This window comes from Streptomyces sp. NBC_00259 (assembly GCF_036181745.1).
GTDB lineage: Bacteria > Actinomycetota > Actinomycetes > Streptomycetales > Streptomycetaceae > Streptomyces > Streptomyces pratisoli.
Genome location: NZ_CP108080.1, coordinates 4,431,940 through 4,451,325, shown reverse-complemented (window position 1 = coordinate 4,451,325; position 19,386 = coordinate 4,431,940). Strand labels below are relative to the sequence as shown.

Genomic DNA, 19,386 nt, shown 5'->3' with positions numbered 1-19,386 from the left:
CAAGCCGAAGAAGCCGGATGTCAGCTCTCCGCCCACCCCGCCCGCCCGGTCGTCCGCGGATTCCGCGCGCTCCTCGCGCGCCGAACCCGACGAGAAGGGGCTGGACTTTCCCCGTGCGTGGGTCGAGTTCCCGGACCCCGCCGACGACGAACAGGTCTTCCGCTGTGATCTGACCTGGTTGACCTCGCGCTGGACCTGCATCTTCGGCAGTGGCTGCCAGGGCATCCAGGCCGGCCGTGCGGACGACGGCTGCTGCACGCTCGGGGCGCACTTCTCCGACGAGGAGGACGAGGCGCGGGTCGCCGGGCATGTGGCGCGCCTCACGCCCGAGCTGTGGCAGTTCCATGAGGTCGGCAAGGAGTCGGGGTGGGTCGAACTCGACGAAGACGGGGAACGCCAGACCCGGCGCTGGGACGGCTCCTGCATCTTCCAGAACCGGCCGGGCTTCCCGGGCGGCGCGGGCTGCTCGCTGCACATCCTGGCGCTGAAGGAGGGCCGCGAGCCGCTGGAGACCAAGCCGGACGTGTGCTGGCAGCTGCCGGTCCGCCGTACGTACGACTGGATCGAGCGGCCGGACGAGACGCGCGTGCTCCAGGTCTCGATCGGCGAGTACGACCGCAGGGGCTGGGGCCCCGGAGGTCATGACCTGCACTGGTGGTGCACGTCGGCGACCTCGGCGCACGGCGCGGGCGAGCCGGTGTACGTGACCTACCGGCCCGAGCTGACGGAGCTGATGGGCAAGGAGGCGTACGACGTGCTGGTGGAGCTGTGCGAGGCACGGCTGGCCTCGCAGCTTCCGCTGGTCGCTCCGCACCCGGCGGATCCGGCGGACCCGGCCTAACCGCCCCCGGACCCGCCGGCCGGGGCCCGCGCGGCGGGCTGCCGACGGCGGGTGGCCGGGGACCGGCGAGCGGCGGCCGAGGGGAGAAACGCTTCGTCAGCCGGGCGGCGCCGGGGCCTCGCTCAGTGAGGTCGCGGACGGATCCGTCGAGGACGGAGGCGGGTCCGTGGGCGGAGGAGGCTCCGAGGACGAGGGCGGCTCCGACGAGGACGGAGGCGGTTCCGAGGACGGCGGAGGCTCGGACGACGGCGGGGGCTCCGAGGAAGACGGGGGTTCCGACGACGGCGGAGGCTCGGACGACGGCGGCGGCTCGGACGACGGCGGGGGTTCCGAGGGCGGCGGGGTCTGCGGCGTCCCGTCGCCCTGGATCCGCAGGACCGTTCCGGCAGGGTCGATGCCCACCCGGGCGCTCCACGGACCGTCCGGTTCCGCCGCGTGGTTCACATGGATGTAGACGGTGATCGACTCTCCGGGCTTCAAGGTGCCGGCGGTGCGACTGGCGTAGAGCCAGGGCACGTCCGTCCACAGGGACCAGGAGACGGGGGCGCCGCCCGAGGCCGTGAGGCTGATCATCGTGGAGTCGCCGTAGGGCTGCGCCTCGACGGTGAGGCGGCCGGGGCCGTGGCCGGCCGCGGACGGGGAGCCCGGCGGGAGGCCCGCGCTGATGACCTCGACGGTGACTCCCCCGGTCCCGGGGCTCGGCAGGCCGCCGACGCCGAAGCGGGGGTCGGACTCCCGGCGCGCGTTCCCCGCGTTCTCGTAGTGGTCGTAGGGGGCGCCGTCCAGGCTCTGTGTCTCGTCCGCCTCGCTCGCGGAGAACGTGGAGCCGTCGCGCGCCTCGCCGATCGGCGGGGCGCCCCGGTACGCCGCCCAGAGCGCGAGCACGGGTGCGGCGACGACGGTCGCGACCACGGTGGTGGTGACCGCGCGGGCCCGCAGCCGGCCTCGCCGGGCCGCGTGGTCCTTCGGATCCGTGGGGAAGCCGTCGCGCCCGAAGCGGGGCTCCGCGGTACGCGCCCGCGGGACCCGCAGCATCGCCACGTACGCCTCCGAGCGCGGCGCGGCGACCAGGGGCAGCGCCGCGGGACTGACGGTCGAGCCGGGCCAGGGGCCCGACGCGCCCGCGCGCTCGGCGGCGCGGCGGCAGCGCGGGCAGTCGTCGACGTGCCGGACGAGCTCGCGGCGGAGCGTCGCGGAGAGCAGGACCTGGTGGTCGCCGGTGAGCCGGGCGACGGCGGGACAGTTGCCGGTCTCGACGACGGCGAGCGCCGCCCGGGTGCGTTCCACCTCGCAGGCGGCGGAGGAGAGCAGCTCACGCGCGGTGACCGGCTCCATCCCCAGGACGGCCGCGACCTCGGCCGGGCCGAGCTGGTGCCGGACCGCGAGCTCGAGGGCCTCGCGCTGCTCGGGGGTGGTGCCGGCGGCCTCGGGCCAGGCGAGCCTGGCGAGCTCCGCGCGGTACCGCTCCGCGGCCTCGGCGGACACCGGGGGCGTGGTCTGTTCCGCTCCGGCCGCCGACGGGGCGGTGTGCGCTCCCGCCCGGCCGTGAGGCGTCCCCGGCCGGCCGGCGCGGGCAGCCGGGCGGCCGCTGTGCGCTCCCCCGGTCTGACGCCTGCGGCTGCGCTGCTCGCTGAGCGCGCGCAGACAGGCCCAGCGGGCGAGTGCGTACAGCCAGGCCTTCTGCCGCTCCTCGTCGCCGGGGCGGCGCCCGTGCTGTCGCTCGGCGATGGCCAGGACCTCGCCGAGAACGGCCGTGGCGCCGTCGTGGTCGCACAGGACGGACAGGCAGTACGTGAACAGCCCGTCCAGATGGGCCTCGTAACGCGCGGGCGGGGTCTGCCCGAGGGTCGGCCGAGGTGCACGGCGCTGTGCCCGGTGTGCGCCGGTGGTGTGCGCTGGGTGCTCCGGCATGCTGCTCATCACCCGGCGACCGTAGGCAGCGGATGGCACACCCTTCGCGGCACTTGAGCACATTTAATCCTTACGGGTGAACGTATCCCTCGAAAGAGATCAAGAACATTTGCCCGTGCGCGGGTGACTGTGCTTACCAGCCTGGTCTATGCGCCGTGCATGTGCGGGCGTCCCGCCAGGCACCCGTGACCGTCTTGTCAGTGCCTGCCGCTACGGTTTCCCGCATGGCTGCCCGTACGAAAACCGCCAAGGACAGGCCGTCCTACCGCTGCACCGAATGCGGCTGGACGACCGCCAAATGGCTCGGCCGCTGCCCCGAGTGCCAGGCCTGGGGCACGGTCGAGGAGTACGGGGCGCCCGCCGTCCGTACGACCGCCGTCGGTCGCGTCACCAACGCCGCGCTGCCCATCGGCCAGGTCGACGGCCGGCAGGCCACCGCGCGTACGACCGGCGTCGCCGAGCTGGACCGGGTGCTCGGGGGTGGGCTGGTGCCGGGCGCGGTCGTGCTGCTCGCGGGCGAGCCGGGCGTCGGCAAGTCCACGCTGCTGCTGGACGTGGCGGCGAAGGCGGCGAGCGACGACCACCGCACGCTGTACGTCACGGGCGAGGAGTCCGCGAGCCAGGTCCGGCTGCGCGCCGACCGGATCAGCGCGCTGAACGACCATCTGTATCTCGCCGCCGAGACCGATCTGTCGGCGGTCCTCGGCCACCTCGACGCGGTCAAGCCCTCACTGCTGGTCCTGGACTCCGTCCAGACCGTGGCCTCCCCGGAGATCGACGGGGCGCCCGGCGGGATGGCCCAGGTCCGGGAGGTCGCGGGCGCGCTGATCCGCGCCTCCAAGGAGCGCGGCATGTCCACGCTGCTGGTGGGCCACGTCACCAAGGACGGCGCGATCGCGGGTCCGCGGCTGCTGGAGCATCTCGTCGATGTCGTGCTGCACTTCGAGGGCGACCGGCATGCCCGGCTGCGGCTCGTGCGGGGCGTCAAGAACCGGTACGGAGCGACGGACGAGGTCGGCTGTTTCGAGCTGCACGACGAGGGCATCACCGGGCTCACCGACCCCAGCGGCCTGTTCCTCACCCGGCGTGCCGAGCCCGTCCCGGGCACCTGCCTGACGGTGACGCTGGAGGGCCGCCGTCCGCTGGTCGCCGAGGTGCAGGCGCTGACCGTCGACTCGCAGATCCCCTCGCCCCGGCGCACGACCTCGGGCCTGGAGACCTCCCGGGTGTCGATGATGCTGGCCGTGCTGGAGCAGCGGGGCCGGATCAGCGCCCTGGGCAAGCGGGACATCTACAGCGCGACGGTCGGCGGGGTGAAGCTCTCCGAGCCCGCGGCGGACCTCGCGATCGCGCTCGCGCTGGCGTCCGCCGCCAGTGACACCCCGCTCCCGAAGAACCTGGTGGCGATCGGCGAGGTGGGCCTCGCGGGCGAGGTGAGACGGGTCACGGGCGTTCAGCGCCGGCTGTCCGAGGCGCACCGTCTGGGCTTCACGCACGCCCTGGTCCCGTCCGATCCGGGCAAGGTCCCGCCTGGTATGAAGGTCACGGAAGTCGCCGACATCGGGGACGCATTGCGGGTGCTCCCACGGGGGCGCAGGGCAGAGGCCCCACGGGGTGAGGAAGTCCGCCGCTAGCCGACCGGGCCGGGCCGGGCCGATGGTCATCGGCCCGCGACGCCGCCCGGGCCTGGCCGGGGTCGCTAGACTTTGCCCTGGTCTCGCCCGTCCGTACGAGCCGGAGGAGTGCAGTGGCAGCCAACGACCGGGGCTCAGCACCCGGAAAGTCAGGCGGAGGCCCCGGGGGATCCGGCACGGAAGCGCTGATGCGCGCCTCGCTCAGTGCGGTCGCCCCGGGCACCGCCCTGCGTGACGGCCTGGAGCGCATTCTTCGGGGCAGCACGGGCGGTCTGATCGTCCTGGGAATGGACAAATCGGTCGAATCCATGTGCACGGGCGGCTTCGTGCTGGACGTGGAGTTCACGGCGACGCGACTGCGTGAACTGTGCAAGCTCGACGGTGCGCTGATCCTCGACAAGGACATCACCAAGATCCACCGGGCGGGCGTGCAGCTGGTCCCGGACGCGTCCATCCCGACCGAGGAGACCGGCACCCGGCACCGGACCGCGGACCGTGTCTCCAAGCAGTGCGGCTTTCCCGTCGTCTCCGTCTCGCAGTCGATGCGGCTCATCGCCCTGTACGTGGACGGCGAGCGGCGCGTCCTGGAGGAGTCCGCGGCGATCCTGTCCCGGGCGAACCAGGCGCTGGCCACGCTGGAGCGCTACAAGCTCCGGCTGGACGAGGTCGCCGGCACGCTCTCCGCGCTGGAGATCGAGGACCTGGTGACGGTCCGCGATGTCACGGCGGTCGCGCAGCGCCTGGAGATGGTGCGCCGCATCGCCACGGAGATCGCGGAGTACGTGGTGGAGCTGGGCACCGACGGGCGCCTCCTCGCCCTCCAGCTCGACGAGTTGATCGCCGGGGTCGAGCCCGAGCGCGGACTCGTCATCCGTGACTACGTCCCGGAACCGACCGCGAAGCGGTCCCGTACGGTGGACGAGGCCCTCACCGAGCTGAACGACCTGACGCACGCCGAGCTGCTGGAACTGCCCATCGTGGCCCGCGCCTTGGGATACAGCGGCTCGCCGGAGACGCTCGACTCCGCGGTCTCCCCGCGCGGTTACCGGCTGCTGGCGAAGGTGCCCCGCCTGCCCGGAGCGATCATCGAGCGGCTCGTGGAGCACTTCGGCGGCCTGCAGAAGCTCCTCGCCGCCAGCGTCGACGACCTCCAGACGGTCGACGGCGTGGGCGAAGCGCGGGCCCGCAGCGTCCGCGAGGGGCTGTCGCGCCTTGCGGAATCGTCAATCCTGGAGCGTTACGTCTGACGCCGGACGTCGGAGGTCCGACGTCAGAGGTCGGACTTCCGAGGTCCGGCGTCCGAGGCCGACCGCCGGGTGCCGGACGTACGGGGCCGACCGTCCGGCACCGCACGGACGAAGCCGATGTCCGGGCCCGAAGCGGGACCGGACCGAGGCTGGACCGGCCACTCGGGCCCGATCCGGAAGGCCCCTAGTCCCTCTCCAGGCGGAACGACGCCGGGGCCACCGACGTGCCGGGGAACGTGGCCTCCAGCAGATACGAGCCCGGTGCCGCCGGAGCGGCCGGCGGAGTCGCGCACTGCGGACTGCTCCTGCGGCGGTCCCAGTCCACGGAGTGGGTCACGGTCCGGCCCGCCGGGACCTTCAGGAACAGCGTGCCGCCGGCGCTCGGGCAGTCCTTGGAGGACCACGCCTTCTCGTTCTTGCCGTCGCTGATGGCCGACACCGTCAACACCGCCGTCTTCGGGCCGAAGTCCGCCTTGCAGGCGACGGACGAGGCGTTGTGCGCGGCGAGTTCGAACTGCGGGTTCTGGCCCGGGCCGTACGCGGGCTTCACGCTGCGCACCGTCAACTCGACCGCACCCGGGGCGCAGACGGGCAGTGAGGAGCTCGCCGGAACCTGCTCGGCCGCGCCCGTACCGCCGTCGCTCGCCGCACCGCTCGCGCCCGGGTCGCCGTTCTTCCCGCCTTCGGTGCCGCCCGTGTCCGTACCCGTACCGGCGTCGTCGCCGCCCGTGCCGTCGCTGTCGCCGGAATCTCCCGACTCGTCGCGTCCGCCCGGCTGTTCACTGATCGCGGGGCCCGAGCCGCTGGGCCCCGGCGTGATGGACGGCGCGGGGTTCGCGCCGCCCGGCTTGCCGTCGTCGCTCGTCTTCCCGCCGGTGTCACCGAACCTGACCGCCCAGGCGATCAGCAGCACGAGGAGGGCGAGCAGCACCAGCGCGACTGCCCTCCGTCGCCAGTAGATGGAGGAGGGAAGCGGCCCGACCGGATTGCGCAGAGATCCCACGTACCGAACTGTACGAGAGAACCAGCGCAACTCCCGCCCCACCCGCCGCTCATGGTTCCCGAATGTACTGATCATCATCATGTGCTCCTGTTTTCGGGCACCTTGAGGAGCGTCGCCCCTGACGAGAGCAGGGGGTGGTGACCGTCGGCTGCGGGTGGAGCCGGGGACAGATGCGGACGGTCCCCGGTCATGAACAGCGACCTCTCCGGACTCTCCGGCGGCTGGGACGCGCGGGCACCCGGCAACCACCAGCAACCACTCGGCGACCGTCGGCGCGGCTGCCTTCGCACTCCTGCTCGTACGACGCGGCCGTGGTTCTGCCGTCGGGCGCGGCCGTCCCGGTGCTGTTCGTACGGCGCCGCGCCTCGCCGGCCGGGGCTCCGACTCGAGGGCTCCGACTGGGGCCGCGACTCCGCCCCGACGCGGGTCCCGGCCCGGCCTGCGCCCCAGGCCCGAGCCCGGGCCTGGGCCTGTGCCCGAGCAGGAAGCCACGCCCGGCCCCTGCCCCCGCCCGGGCTCACAGATGCACCGATCAGGACGCTGACATGTGCTCCGCGCCGGAGCGCATACGCCGCGTCCGGCTCTGGACATGCCAGGATCGGAGGTGCCATGACTGCGACCGACATGCCCTCCCCCGTGACCGACGTCCACTCCGACCCGGACGGTTTTCCCGGCGCCGCCGAGGCCGCTGCCGGCCTCCACGCCCCCGTCCTCGCCTGGTTCGACCAGCACGCCCGTGACCTGCCCTGGCGCCGCGCCGAGGCCGGTGCGTGGGGTGTGATGGTCAGTGAGTTCATGCTGCAGCAGACCCCCGTCAGCCGGGTCGTCCCGGTGTACGAGCAGTGGCTGGCCCGCTGGCCGCGACCTGCCGATCTGGCCGCCGAGGCGCCCGGTGAGGCCGTGCGGGCCTGGGGCCGGCTCGGCTATCCCCGCCGGGCGCTTCGGCTGCACGGCGCCGCGGTGGCGATAACGGAGCGGCACGGCGGCGACGTACCGAGCGAGCACGCACAGCTGCTCGCGCTGCCCGGTATCGGGGAGTACACGGCGGCGGCCGTGGCGTCCTTCGCGTACGGGCAGCGGCACGCGGTGCTGGACACGAACGTCCGCCGGGTGTTCGCCCGCGCCGTCACCGGCGTCCAGTACCCGCCGAACGCGACGACCGCGGCCGAACGCAGACTGGCCCGCGCCCTGTTGCCGGACGAGGAGGCGAGGGCCGCGCGCTGGGCCGCCGCCTCCATGGAGCTGGGCGCCCTCGTCTGCACCGCGCGCAACGAGGACTGCGCGCGCTGCCCGGTCGCCGAACTGTGCGCGTGGCGCCTCGCCGGGAAGCCGGCGCACGACGGCCCGCCCCGGCGCGGCCAGACCTACGCGGGTACGGACCGCCAGGTACGCGGCAAACTCCTCGCGGTGCTGCGCGAGGCGGTGACGCCGGTGTCCCGTACGGTGCTGGACCGGGTCTGGGACGAGCCGGTCCAGCGGGCCCGCGCGCTGGACGGGCTGGTCGCGGACGGTCTGGTCGAACCCCTGGAGAATGGCCGGTTCCGCTTGCCTCTGACCTGAGAATCTGTGGCCAACCGCCTGTTACACAACCGATGGACGGCCGTGCGCCCTCCGACGGCTTCTCCGCACAGCCTCGTGACAACTGCTCCGTAGGTTCTTCGACGTAAGCGAGACCACGGAAACACACGGCTTGTCACGGGGCTTGGACGGGGACGGAGGCGGTTGGAATGGCGCACGGCGAGGTGCTCGAATTCGAGGAGTACGTACGCACCAGGCAGGAGGCGCTGCTGCGCAGCGCACGGCGTCTCGTCCCTGACCCGGTCGACGCCCAGGACCTGCTGCAGACCGCGCTCGTGCGCACCTACGGCCGCTGGGACGGCATAGCCGACAAGTCCCTCGCCGACGCCTATCTGCGCCGCGTCATGATCAACACGCGTACGGAGTGGTGGCGGGCCCGCAAGCTCGAAGAGGTCCCGACCGAGCAGCTGCCGGACGCGAGCATCGAGGACGCCACCGAGCAGCACGCCGACCGGGCCCTGCTCATGGACGTGCTGAAGGTCCTCGCGCCCAAGCAGCGCAGCGTGGTCGTGCTGCGCCACTGGGAGCAGATGAGTACCGAGGAGACGGCCGCCGCGCTGGGCATGTCGACAGGTACGGTGAAGAGCACGCTGCACCGGGCGCTCGCCCGGCTCCGCCAGGAGCTGGAGAGCCGTGAGCTGGACGCCCGGACCCTGGAGCGTTCGGATCGTACGGAACAGACGCACGCAGGTCGTGAGGAACGGGGGCGGGAGCGTTGCGCGGCCTAGCCAGAGGCGGCGGCAGCCCCGGTGACGGGACCGGCCCCGGCGGCGGTTCCCACGTCAGAGGCGGTATCGGACCTTGGGCGGCGAGTGGCACGGCGATGGCCGGGCTCGCCGCCTTCGGGCTGCTCGCGGTCGGTTGCTCGACGGGCGGCACGGGTACGCGCGACGAGGGCCCGGCACGGACGGACCCGGTGGCGCAGTCGCCGTCGACCACTGCGCCGTCCGCCACGGCCTCGCCGGTCAAGAAGGTCGACGCGGTGCGGCTGCTGATGAGCGACCCGAAGGTCAGCAAGAACGTGAAGGCCGATCTGCGGCCCTGCTCGGCGGACGCGTATGCGATCGACACCTCGTACGGGAGCCTCACCGACAACACGCAGGCACCGGACGTGGTGGTGAACGTGATGACGTGCGGAGACGCGGTGGGCATCGGCACCTACGTGTACCGGTCGGACGACGGCACGTACGAGAATGTGTTCGCGAAGGAGGAGCCCGCGGTCTACTCGACCATCGACCGCGGGGACCTTGTCGTCACCCAGCAGGTGTACGCCAAGGACGACCCGGTCTCGTACCCCTCCGGCGAGATCGTGACCACCTACCGCTGGTCGGGGAACAAGTTCGCGGAGCACGATCGGGTGGAGAACGAGTACAGCCGGGTGGTCGGCGGCGAGGAAGAACTGCCGACGCCGACCGCGCCGAGCGAGAACTGACCGGACCCGACCCCACCTGACCGGCCCGGAACGGACCGGAGACAGGGAGCGGCCGGGCCCGGTCGCGTACCGAACGAGAGACGAGAACCGAGAGAGCTGCGGGATGGCCGAGACACATGTCCTGTTCGTCGAGGACGACGACGTCATCCGCGAGGCCACCCAGCTCGCGCTGGAGCGCGACGGCTTCGCGGTGACCGCGATGCCGGACGGGCTGGCCGGTCTGGAGGCCTTCCGCGCGAAGAGGCCCGACATCGCGCTGCTCGATGTGATGCTGCCGGGACTGGACGGTGTCAGCCTCTGCCGCCGGATCAGGGACGAGTCGACCGTGCCCGTGATCATGCTGTCGGCGCGGGCCGACTCGATCGACGTGGTCCTCGGCCTGGAGGCGGGCGCCGACGACTACGTCACCAAGCCGTTCGACGGGGCCGTGCTGGTCGCCCGGATCCGTGCCGTGCTGCGCCGCTTCGGCCACGCGGGCGGGATCGCGGGCGACTCCGGCGACCCAGGGCAGGACGGCGAGCGCGGGGTGCTGACCTTCGGTGACCTGGAGGTCGACACGGAGGGCATGGAGGTGCGCCGGGCCGGTGAGCCGGTCGGGCTGACGCCGACGGAGATGCGGCTCCTGCTGGAGTTCTCGTCCGCGCCGGGCACGGTGCTGTCGCGCGACAAGCTGCTGGAGCGCGTCTGGGACTACGGCTGGGGCGGTGACACCCGCGTCGTCGACGTCCATGTGCAGCGGCTTCGTACGAAGATCGGCCAGGACCGGATCGAAACGGTCCGGGGCTTCGGCTACAAACTCAAGGCATGAGGCGCCTCGCCCTGCGTACCGGGGTGCGCTGGAAGATCAGCATCGCCATCGCCGCGGTCGGCGCGCTCATCGCGTTCGCGCTGAGTCTGGTCGTGCACAACGCCGCCCGGGTCTCGATGCTCGAGACCTCGCGCGATCTGCAGATGAGCCGGCTGGTCTTCGCCCAGCGCATCTACGAGACCACCAAGCCCAGGACCGAGCCCAAGCTGGGGTCCAAGCTCAACGACCCCGAGCTGCCGCGGCAGCTGAGGGACCTGCTCGCGGACGGCCGCCGGGCCACCTATGTGCAGGGGGACGGCCCGGCTCCCGACATCTGGGCGGCCGTGCCGCTCAGCAACGGCGATGTGCTCTCCCTGCACAGCCCGGTCCCCAACCGCAGCGCGGACATCATGGAGGACCTCGACCGGGCCCTCGTCATCGGCTCGGTGTCGGTGGTCTTCGTCGGCTGCGCGCTGGGTGTGCTCATCGGCGGCCAGCTCTCGCGCCGGCTGCGCAAGGCCGCCGCGGCGGCCGGCAAGGTCGCCGAGGGCAACACGGACGTACGGGTCCGCAAGGCCGTCGGCGGTGTCGTACGCGACGAGACCGACGAGCTCGCCCGCGCCGTGGACGCGCTGACCGACGCCCTCAACGAGCGCATCGAGGCCGAGCGCCGGGTCACCGCCGACATCGCGCACGAGCTGCGCACGCCGGTGACCGGGCTGCTCACGGCGGCGGAGCTGCTGCCGCCCGGCCGGCCGACCGAGCTGGTACGGGACCGGGCCCGGGCCATGCGCACCCTGGTCGAGGACGTCCTGGAGGTCGCCCGCCTGGACAGCGCCTCGGAGCGGGCCGAGCTCCAGGAGATCGCGCTGGGTGAGTTCGTCGCCCGGCGGGTCACGGTGCTGGACCCGGACGTGCGGATCAACGTCGTCCACGAGTCGTGGGTCAACACGGATCCGCGGCGGCTGGAGCGGATCCTGCTCAATCTGCTGACCAACGCCGCCAAGTACGGCAAGCCGCCGATCGAGGTCACGGTCGAGGGCCGGGTGGTCCGCATCCGCGACCACGGCCCCGGCTTCCCCGAGGCGCTGCTGCGCGAGGGGCCGAGCCGGTTCCGCACGGGCGCGAGCGACCGCGCGGGCACGGGCCACGGCCTGGGCCTGACCATCGCGGCAGGCCAGGCGCGGGTCCTCGGCGCCCGGCTGACGTTCCGCAACGCCGCCCCCGGGGCCACGGAGGCGCCCGGCGGCACCGGCGGTGCGATCGCCGTCCTCTGGCTCCCGGAGCACGCCCCGACGAACACGGGCAGCTTCCCGATGCCGACGCGCCTCGACTGACCGGCCGGGCGCCTGCCGACTGGGCCCAGCTCTAGGCCCAGCTCTTGCTCAGGTCGAGCTCCTCGCTGCGCTGCGTCAGCGAGTACCAGTTGCCGTTGTCGTCACGGAAGATCGCCTCGATCCCGTACGGCCGCTCCTGCGGCTCCTGCAGGAACTCCACCCCCTTCGCCTTGAACGCTTCGTAGTCCCCGCGGCAGTCGTCGGTGCGGAACGCGCCCGCCCCGATCACTCCCTTGCTGACCAGCTCGGTCAGTGCCTTGGCGGACTCGGGGTCCATCCCCGGCCCGTCGGGACGCATCAGAGCCATCTCCAGCTCGGGCTGGTCCTTCGCCCCGACGGTGATCCAGCGCATGTCGCCCATCGCCATGTCCGTGCGCACCACGAGGCCGAGTTTCTCGGTGAAGAAGTTCTTGGTGCGCTCCTGGTCGAGCGTCCAGACGGTGGTGAGGCCAAGGCCCTTGATCATGTCCTGCTCCCGCGGTTCCGGTGGTGTGTGGGCGTCCTGGGGACTGCCCTGCCACCGTAGACAGCGGCCTGCTCAGCCCGCTTCTCCAGAATTGCGGTTCGGAAAGCCGCCGGCCCACAGCAGTGCGTAACACCCCGGTATGAGCGCCGCGCCTCGTCCCACGTGCTGCGTGCGATAGGCGCTCGGGGTCAGGCCGGTCTGCTTCTTGAACCGGGCCGAGAAGGTGCCGAGACTGCTGAAGCCGACCAGTGAGCAGATCTCGGTGACCGAGAGATCCGCGGAGCGGAGCAGCTCCTCGGCCCGCTCGATCCGTCTGCGCGACAGATACTGGCCGGGCGTCTCGCCGTAGACCGTCTTGAAGGCCCGGACGAAGTGGAATCGGGAGTATCCGGCGTGGGCCGCCACCGCGTCGAGGTCGAGCGGCCCGGCCCAGTCCCGGTCCATGGCGTCCTTGGCGAACCGCAGCTGCCGCAGATGGGCGAGGTGGGCCGTCACGGGGGTGGTGCTCCCCCCGTGCCGCTCCCCGGACCTCTCCCCGCGCTTCTCCACGTACCCGATGCTGACATGCCCCACTGACAACGGCCCCCGACGCTGTGCGCCAGGGGCCGTCATGGGTCTGTCCGCCCTTGGGCGGGCACGCGGACGGGTCAGACGGTCTCCGCCGGCTGCGGCTCGCCCCGCCGGCTGTCGGACGCACCGGTCTCCGGCTGCGCCGGACCCGCGCCCTTCAGCGGCACCTCCTTGACGAGGAACGCCGCCAGGAAGCCGATGACCGCGACAGCGGAACCGAGCAGGAACGCGGAGTGCGTACCCGAGGACACCGCGACCTGGTACGCCTCCCGCACCTGCTCCGGCAGCTTGGCCAGGCTCGCGGCGTCCAGCTGTGCCGACTGCTGGGTGGCCGCACCCCCGCCCTGTCCCGCCATCTCGTCCTGCACCCGCGAGGTGAAGAGCGCACCCATGATCGCGACGCCGAAGGAGGAGCCGAGCGTACGGAAGAGGGTGGTCGCGGAGGAGGCGACGCCCATGTCCTTCATCTCGACGCTGTTCTGCGCGACCAGCATCGTGATCTGCATCAGGAAGCCCATGCCGGCGCCGAGGACGGCCATGTAGAGGCCGGAGGTGAGCCGTGAGGTGCCGGTGTCCATCTGGGCGAGCAGGAAGAGTCCCGCCACCATCAGCCCGCCGCCGATGATCGGGAAGATCTTGTACTTGCCGCTGTTGGTGGTGACCCGGCCCGCGATCAGCGAGACGACCATCATCGACAGCAGCATCGGCAGGAGCAGCAGTCCGGAGTTGGTGGCGGAGGCGCCCTGCACGGACTGCTGGAACAGCGGCAGGAAGAGCACGGCGCCGAACATCACGAAGCCGGTGAGGAAGCCGATCACCGACATGAGGGTGAAGTTGCGGCTGCGGAAGATGTGCAGCGGCATGATCGGCTCGGCCGCCTTCGTCTCCACGAAGAGGAAGCCGATGAGGGAGGCGACACCGATCGCGATGAGCTCCATGATCACGGCGGAGCCCCAGGCGTACTCCGTACCGCCCCAGGTGGTGACGAGCACGATCGAGGTGATGCCGATCGTGAGCAGCGCGGCTCCGAGATAGTCGATCCGGCTCTTGCCCGCGCCCCGCTCCTTCTTCGGGAGGTGCAGCACGGTGGTGAGCATCGCGAGCGCGACGACGCCGAGCGGCAGGTTGATGTAGAAGCTCCAGCGCCAGCCCCAGTGGTCGGTGATGGTGCCGCCGACCAGCGGCCCGCCGATCATGGCGAGGGCCATGACGCCGGCCATCATGCCCTGGTACTTGCCGCGCTCCCGCGGCGGTATGAGGTCGCCGATGATCGCCATGACGCCGACCATCAGACCGCCGGCGCCCAGGCCCTGCACGGCCCGGAAGCCGATCAGCTGGCCCATGTCCTGGGCCATGCCGCTCAGGGCCGACCCGATCAGGAAGATGACGATCGCGGTGAGGAAGACGCCCTTGCGGCCGTACATGTCGCCGAGCTTGCCCCAGATGGGGGTGGAGGCGGCGGTGGCCAGGGTGTACGCGGTGACCACCCAGGACAGATGGGCGAGGCCGCCCAGCTCGCCGACGATCGTCGGCATGGCGGTGCCGATGATCATGTTGTCGAGCATGGCGAGCAGCATCGCGATCATGAGTGCGAGCAGGACGACACGGACGCTGCGCGGCTGCGCCCCCGCCGGGGCGCCGGCCGCCGCCTCGTGCCCCGGGGATGGCGTGCCCCCCGCGGACACCTCGGGCTCCGCGGGCGCCGCCCCCTTCTCTGCCTTCTGTCCTGCCACCGTTCCACTCCCCTGGGTACTTACTTGCCGCCCGGCTAGTTCACTAGACTGGGAAAGTAGCCCCGCAACTAGCCGGGCGTCAAGTAAGTTCCGTTTCAGGAGAGCTTCCATGGCCAGAGGCAACACCCGACAGCGCATTCAGGACGTCGCCCTGGAACTCTTCGCGGAGCATGGCTACGAGAAGACGTCGCTGCGTGAGATCGCAGAGAAGCTCGAGGTCACGAAGGCGGCGCTGTACTACCACTTCAAGACCAAGGAAGACATCGTCATCAGCATCTTCGAGGATCTGACGCAGCCGATCGACGAGCTGATCACCTGGGCCGAGGAGCAGCCGCGCACCCTGGAGACCAAGCAGGAGATCCTGCGCCGCTACCAGGCGGCGCTCACGGGAGCCGCCCCGCTCTTCCGCTTCATGCAGGAGAACCAGGCCACCGTGCGCGATCTGAGCATCGGCGAGACCTTCAAGAAGCGCATGATGACGATGGCCCGGCTGATCGAGGACCCGGACCTCGGCATGACCGACCGGGTCCGCTGCATCAGCGCGCTGTTCACGATGCACGCCGGCATGTTCTTCATGCAGAACGTCGAAGGCGACCCCGAGGAGAAGCGTGAAGCCGTCCTCGAAGTCGCCATCGATCTGGTGACACAGGCCCATCACGGCCCACGGAAGTGAGCTGCGGCCCCATGGGGTGAGCGTCAGATGGTGACGCCCTGGGCGCGAAGGAAGTTCGCCGGGTTCAGGGCGGAGCCGTAGTTCGGGGTCGTACGGATCTCGAAGTGAAGGTGCGGGCCGGAAGAGTTGCCGGTGTTGCCGGACAGGGCGATGAGCTTGCCCGCCTTCACGGTCTGGCCTATGCCGACGTTGATCTTCGACAGGTGGGCGTACTGCGAGTACTTGCCGTTGCCGTGCTTGATCACGATGGCGTTGCCGTACGCGGAACCGTCGCCGCCGCCGTTCGGGCCGGCCTTCACGACGACACCGCCGCTGGCGGCCTTGACCGGGGTGCCGACCGGAACGGCGAAGTCCTGGCCGGAGTGCTTGTGGGACCACATGGCGCCGCCCTGGTTGAAGCTGGCGGACAGCGTGTAGTGGGCGACGGGCTTGACCCAGGCGTTGGCCTTCTTCGCGGCGGCGGCCGGCTTGGCCTCGGCAGCCACGGGGGCGGCCTTCGCCGTGTCGGCCGACGCGACACCGGCACCGGCTCCGACGACCATCACGGCGCCGAGTCCAGCGGCCACCACGGCGCCACGGGTACGGATCGCGGACGGGCGGAAACGGTTGAGGGTGTTGCTGCGCTTCGACATGCGGGGAGAACCTCCGGGCTGTACGGGCAAGAAGCGACCCGGCGCTTCTGCACCGGGGCAACACCTTGGTAACCCGGGCCCCCAACTCAGCTCAAACACCCCATCTACGACATCTCGTCGTAGCCGCACCCGTGTGAGCGGGACCCTTGACGGAATCGCATCGCCAGTCCCGCAATGTCCGAAATCTCCGGACGAAGGGTGGTTTAGGGGCACGTAGGGGCTGCACGGATCCGTCGTCGGCCGTAGCCCTCCACAGAGCCCCGCCCGGGCGGCCGAAAGTCCCGCCCACCGGACCCCGAACGCCCCGGAGCGCGGCCCCGCAGCCCCACTAGGCCACCTAGTAGTCTCGGAAACGCCTGTGCGCCTTGTCACGGCCGGTGGGACCAAAGTCCTTCCGTTTCGGGACCAAAGTCCCGTTAGCCACGAGCGCCGTACGACATCAGGCGGAATGCCGGATACCGCAGCTTTGGGGGGATACGCCCCCTGGGACATGGGGGAGAGTCCTGATGGAGCCCGCACTCGTCGGCACCCGGCTCGCCTCGGCCGCCCTCACCCCGCTCCTCAAGCGGCTCCTGGTCAAGGAGGGAAACGGCGCGGCCCTCACGGACAAGCCCGTACGGCTCGCCGGGCTCGTCTCGTTCCGCGGCGAGAAGCGCACCCTCACGGAGAAGGACGTGCGCACGCTCGCGGGCACCCTCGTCCATGAATCCCTGGCCCGCCCGGGTGAGCCCCCCTTCCCGGCCGACGAGACCGAGGCCGTGGCCGACGCCCTCGCCCGCACGCTGCTCGCGCTCGGCGACCTGGAGATGGACGACGTCCAGGCCGTACGACTGGGCCACCGCGAGCTGGCACGGCGGCTGCGCACCACCACGGCGGCCCGCCGCGCCGCCGAAGGGCTGTCGGCGGACGCCACCCTCTACCTCGACTCGGTCGGCGAGTGGGCCTGCCTGCACATCCTGCAGTTCTTCACCCAGCGCTCCTCCTTCGTCGCCCGCACCCTGGTCGAGCAGAGCCGCACCCAGGCCGAGCTGATCGCCAAGCTCGACGAGCTGATCCTCCGGGTGCCCCGCGCCGACGCCCGCGACGTGGCCTTCGAGCGCCGCTATCTGGCGTACACGGGGAAGAAGCACGGCAGCCTGACGATCTACGGCATCGACCTGCGCGACTCGCCCGAGACGTTGCCGCTGGACGTGGCCTATCTGAGCCTGGAGGCGACCGACGACGGGAGCGAGCAGGACGCCCGGACCGCGTGGAGCGCCCGGAGCTCCCGGACCGCGGGGGCCCAGGAGCAGACGGCCCCGGTCGGGTCACGGGCGCAGGTGGGACCGCCGAAGGAGCCGCCGGGCGACGTGGCGCCGCCGGAGGAGCTGCCTGAGGAGACGGCCCCACCGATCCGCGCCGACCAGGCCCTCGCCGACCACCACCGCGTCCTGCTTCGCGGAGTCGCCGGTTCCGGCAAGACCACGCTGGTCCAGTGGCTCGCCCTGGCCACGACCCGGCAGGACCCGGACGAGCGCATGGCCCATCTCCACGACCGCATCCCCTTCGTCCTCCCGCTGCGCACCCTCACCCGCCACGGCGAGCGCCTGCCCGCACCCGACCGCTTCCTCACCGCCGTCGGCTGCCCCCTCGCCCCGCCCGACGGCTGGGCGGACCGGGTCCTGACCGCCGGACGCGGCCTGATCCTCGTCGACGGCATCGACGAGATCCCCGAGGCCGAGCGGGACCGCACCCGCCGCTGGCTCCGCGATCTGCTCGCCACGTACGACGGCGGCAACCGCTGGCTCGTCACCTCCCGCCCCTCCGCCGTACGCGACGACTGGCTCACCTCCGACGGCTTCACCGAACTCACCCTCTCCCCCATGAACCGTGCCGCCGTCGCCACGTTCGTCGACCGCTGGCACCAGGCAGCGGGCCCGGACGCGGCGCCGCACCGGCAGCCGCTCCTCGACGCCCTCCGCACGAAGCAGGATCTGGCGCGCCTCGCCACCAACCCCCTGATGTGCGGCCTCATCTGCGCACTGCACCGCGACCGCCGAGGCTTTCTGCCGCGCGGCCGCAAGGCCCTGTACGAAGCCGCGCTGTCGATGCTGCTCACCCGCCGCGACCGGGAGCGGGACATGGGCACCCCGTCCGGGGTCGACCTCCCCGAGGCCCCGCAGATCCAGCTGATCCAGCGCCTGGCGTACTGGCTCACGCTCAACGGGCGCACGGAGATGGACCGTTCACGCGCCGAGACACTGGTCCTCGGGGCGATTCCCGCGGTGCCCGAGGCGGCGGCCGCCGGGGATCCCCAGGCGGTCTTCTCCCATCTGCTCCAGCGCAGCGGACTGCTGCGCGAACCCTCCCCCGGTGCCGTGGACTTCGTCCACCGCACGTTCCAGGACCACCTCGCGGCCAAGGCGATCGTCGACGAATGGCACATCGGCGTACTGACGCGGCATGCGGCGGACGACCAGTGGGAGGACGTCATCCGTATGTCGGTGGCCCATGCACGGCCACGCGAATGCGCGGAGATCTTCACGGAGCTGCTGGCGGCGGCGGACTCGGCACAGGACCGCGCCGTACGGCTGCGCATCCTGGTGGTCGCGGCGGCGGCGATGGAGGAGGCGACGGAGATCGCGCCGGACATCCGCGAGGCGCTGCTGAGCCGCACTGCGCAGGTGATTCCGCCGCGCAGCCGGTCCGAAGCGCGCGAACTGGCCGCCGCGGGCCCGCTCGTCCTGGACCTGCTGCCGGGCCCCGAGGACGCGGCCGACGACAACGCCGCCCGGATGACCGTCACCACGGCGTCGTACATCACCTCGGACGCGGCGATCCCGTTCCTCGCACGGTACGCCCGGCACCCGTCGCTGCCGGTGCGCGCGCAGTTGGTCTGGGCCTGGGACCGCTACCCCACCGAGCGGTACGCGGCCGAGGTCATCGCCGCCATCGACCCCGCCGGCCTGCACTTCACCATCCGCAGCGAGGAACAGGCGACGGCGCTGAGGGAGATCGGCGGAAGGGAGGCACTGCACTTCCAGGGCGACCTGCCCGAGGACCTCATCGCCGACACCGTGCGGGCCTGTTCCCCCGGCTTCATCCGCATCTCCGGCAACACCGCGCTGAGGGACCTGCGGTGTCTGCGTGACGCTCCCTCCACGCTCGCCCTCGAACTGAACCGCTCGCCGGTGCTCTCCGATCTCTCGGTGCCCGCCGGGTGCCGGATCAGCGACCTGACGCTGGACGACCGGCAGCTGGCCGCCGTCACCATCACCCCGCCCGTCACGAGGCTGCGCCTGGAACTGCGTGACGCTCAGCCGTCGCTCGCCCGCGTCCCGGAACTCTTCCCGGACGTCGGGACCCTGACGCTGGTGCGCATCTGGACGCCGGTGGAGGACGTGGCACTCGCGCCGCTGACCGCGCTGGACAAGCTCCGGTCCCTCGACATCATCACGACAGACGGTACGTTCACGGGCCTCGACAGCCTTCCGCCCCAAGTCCGGGTGACGGTCGACGAGATGGCGTAGGCCGCGGGCCACGCCTCCTTCCCGCCTCCGCCC

Annotated in this window: 16 protein-coding genes; 10 read left to right on the top strand and 6 right to left on the bottom strand. The window is 71.8% G+C overall.

Translation table 11 applies throughout. The annotated features are described in order from the left end of the window. Positions 1-100 precede the first annotated feature (100 nt). Positions 101-841, top strand: coding sequence for a hypothetical protein (locus OG766_RS20160; protein ID WP_423247189.1), 741 nt, complete (start codon positions 101-103; stop codon positions 839-841). Between the two features lie 96 nt (positions 842-937). Here OG766_RS20160 and OG766_RS20155 read toward each other — a convergent pair whose 3' ends face one another. Continuing rightward, entirely contained in the window at positions 938-2,752 is a 1,815-nt protein-coding gene (locus OG766_RS20155; RefSeq protein ID WP_328725915.1) for a BACON domain-containing protein, read from the bottom strand. 224 nt (positions 2,753-2,976) lie between these two features. Between OG766_RS20155 and radA the strand changes: the two genes are divergently transcribed. Further along, on the top strand, positions 2,977-4,386 hold the full coding sequence (gene radA, locus OG766_RS20150) for a DNA repair protein RadA (protein WP_266381224.1): 1,410 nt from the start codon (positions 2,977-2,979) through the stop codon (positions 4,384-4,386). Positions 4,387-4,499: 113 nt separating this feature from the next. Further along, positions 4,500-5,633: a DNA integrity scanning diadenylate cyclase DisA gene (gene disA / locus OG766_RS20145; RefSeq protein WP_266381223.1), complete on the top strand. Its 1,134-nt coding sequence runs from the start codon at positions 4,500-4,502 to the stop codon at positions 5,631-5,633. A gap of 184 nt (positions 5,634-5,817) precedes the next feature. On the opposite strand, the gene OG766_RS20140 is transcribed toward disA, so the two are convergent. Then, positions 5,818-6,636, bottom strand: a complete 819-nt coding sequence (locus tag OG766_RS20140; protein WP_266381222.1) for a hypothetical protein — start codon at positions 6,634-6,636, stop codon at positions 5,818-5,820. 609 nt (positions 6,637-7,245) lie between these two features. On the opposite strand from OG766_RS20140, the gene OG766_RS20135 reads away from it, so the two are divergent. From OG766_RS20135 to cseC, 5 genes are all read left to right on the top strand, one after another. After that, positions 7,246-8,196 (top strand): A/G-specific adenine glycosylase, encoded by a 951-nt coding sequence (locus tag OG766_RS20135; protein WP_266381221.1) that lies wholly within the window; start codon positions 7,246-7,248, stop codon positions 8,194-8,196. Positions 8,197-8,363: 167 nt separating this feature from the next. After that, positions 8,364-8,942 (top strand): SigE family RNA polymerase sigma factor, encoded by a 579-nt coding sequence (locus OG766_RS20130; RefSeq protein WP_328725914.1) that lies wholly within the window; start codon positions 8,364-8,366, stop codon positions 8,940-8,942. Positions 8,943-9,037: 95 nt separating this feature from the next. Next, positions 9,038-9,646 carry a hypothetical protein gene (locus tag OG766_RS20125; RefSeq protein ID WP_266381219.1) on the top strand — a complete coding sequence of 203 codons (609 nt, stop codon included), beginning with the start codon at positions 9,038-9,040 and terminating at the stop codon, positions 9,644-9,646. 103 nt (positions 9,647-9,749) lie between these two features. Next, on the top strand, positions 9,750-10,454 hold the full coding sequence (gene cseB, locus OG766_RS20120) for a two-component system response regulator CseB (RefSeq protein ID WP_266381218.1): 705 nt from the start codon (positions 9,750-9,752) through the stop codon (positions 10,452-10,454). Continuing rightward, on the top strand, positions 10,451-11,770 hold the full coding sequence (cseC, locus tag OG766_RS20115) for a two-component system sensor histidine kinase CseC (protein WP_266381216.1): 1,320 nt from the start codon (positions 10,451-10,453) through the stop codon (positions 11,768-11,770). The genes cseB and cseC overlap by 4 nt, the downstream gene beginning before the upstream one ends. A 31-nt stretch (positions 11,771-11,801) precedes the next feature. Here the strand turns inward: cseC and OG766_RS20110 are convergent, their stop codons facing one another. From OG766_RS20110 to OG766_RS20100, 3 genes are all read right to left on the bottom strand, one after another. Beyond that, a complete protein-coding gene (locus tag OG766_RS20110) occupies positions 11,802-12,236 on the bottom strand; it encodes a VOC family protein (RefSeq protein ID WP_266381215.1) in 435 nt (144 codons plus the stop codon). A gap of 72 nt (positions 12,237-12,308) precedes the next feature. Continuing rightward, positions 12,309-12,785: a helix-turn-helix transcriptional regulator gene (locus OG766_RS20105; RefSeq protein ID WP_423247072.1), complete on the bottom strand. Its 477-nt coding sequence runs from the start codon at positions 12,783-12,785 to the stop codon at positions 12,309-12,311. A 98-nt stretch (positions 12,786-12,883) separates the two neighbouring features. Beyond that, complete coding sequence (locus OG766_RS20100) at positions 12,884-14,404, bottom strand: MDR family MFS transporter (RefSeq protein ID WP_266384318.1); 1,521 nt, start codon at positions 14,402-14,404, stop codon at positions 12,884-12,886. Positions 14,405-14,648: 244 nt separating this feature from the next. On the opposite strand from OG766_RS20100, the gene OG766_RS20095 reads away from it, so the two are divergent. Further along, positions 14,649-15,212 carry a TetR/AcrR family transcriptional regulator gene (locus OG766_RS20095; protein ID WP_266381214.1) on the top strand — a complete coding sequence of 188 codons (564 nt, stop codon included), beginning with the start codon at positions 14,649-14,651 and terminating at the stop codon, positions 15,210-15,212. 23 nt (positions 15,213-15,235) lie between these two features. Here OG766_RS20095 and OG766_RS20090 read toward each other — a convergent pair whose 3' ends face one another. After that, entirely contained in the window at positions 15,236-15,844 is a 609-nt protein-coding gene (locus OG766_RS20090; RefSeq protein WP_328725913.1) for a M23 family metallopeptidase, read from the bottom strand. A 506-nt stretch (positions 15,845-16,350) separates the two neighbouring features. Between OG766_RS20090 and OG766_RS20085 the strand changes: the two genes are divergently transcribed. After that, positions 16,351-19,353, top strand: coding sequence for an NACHT domain-containing protein (locus OG766_RS20085; RefSeq protein WP_328725912.1), 3,003 nt, complete (start codon positions 16,351-16,353; stop codon positions 19,351-19,353). Positions 19,354-19,386 lie beyond the last annotated feature (33 nt).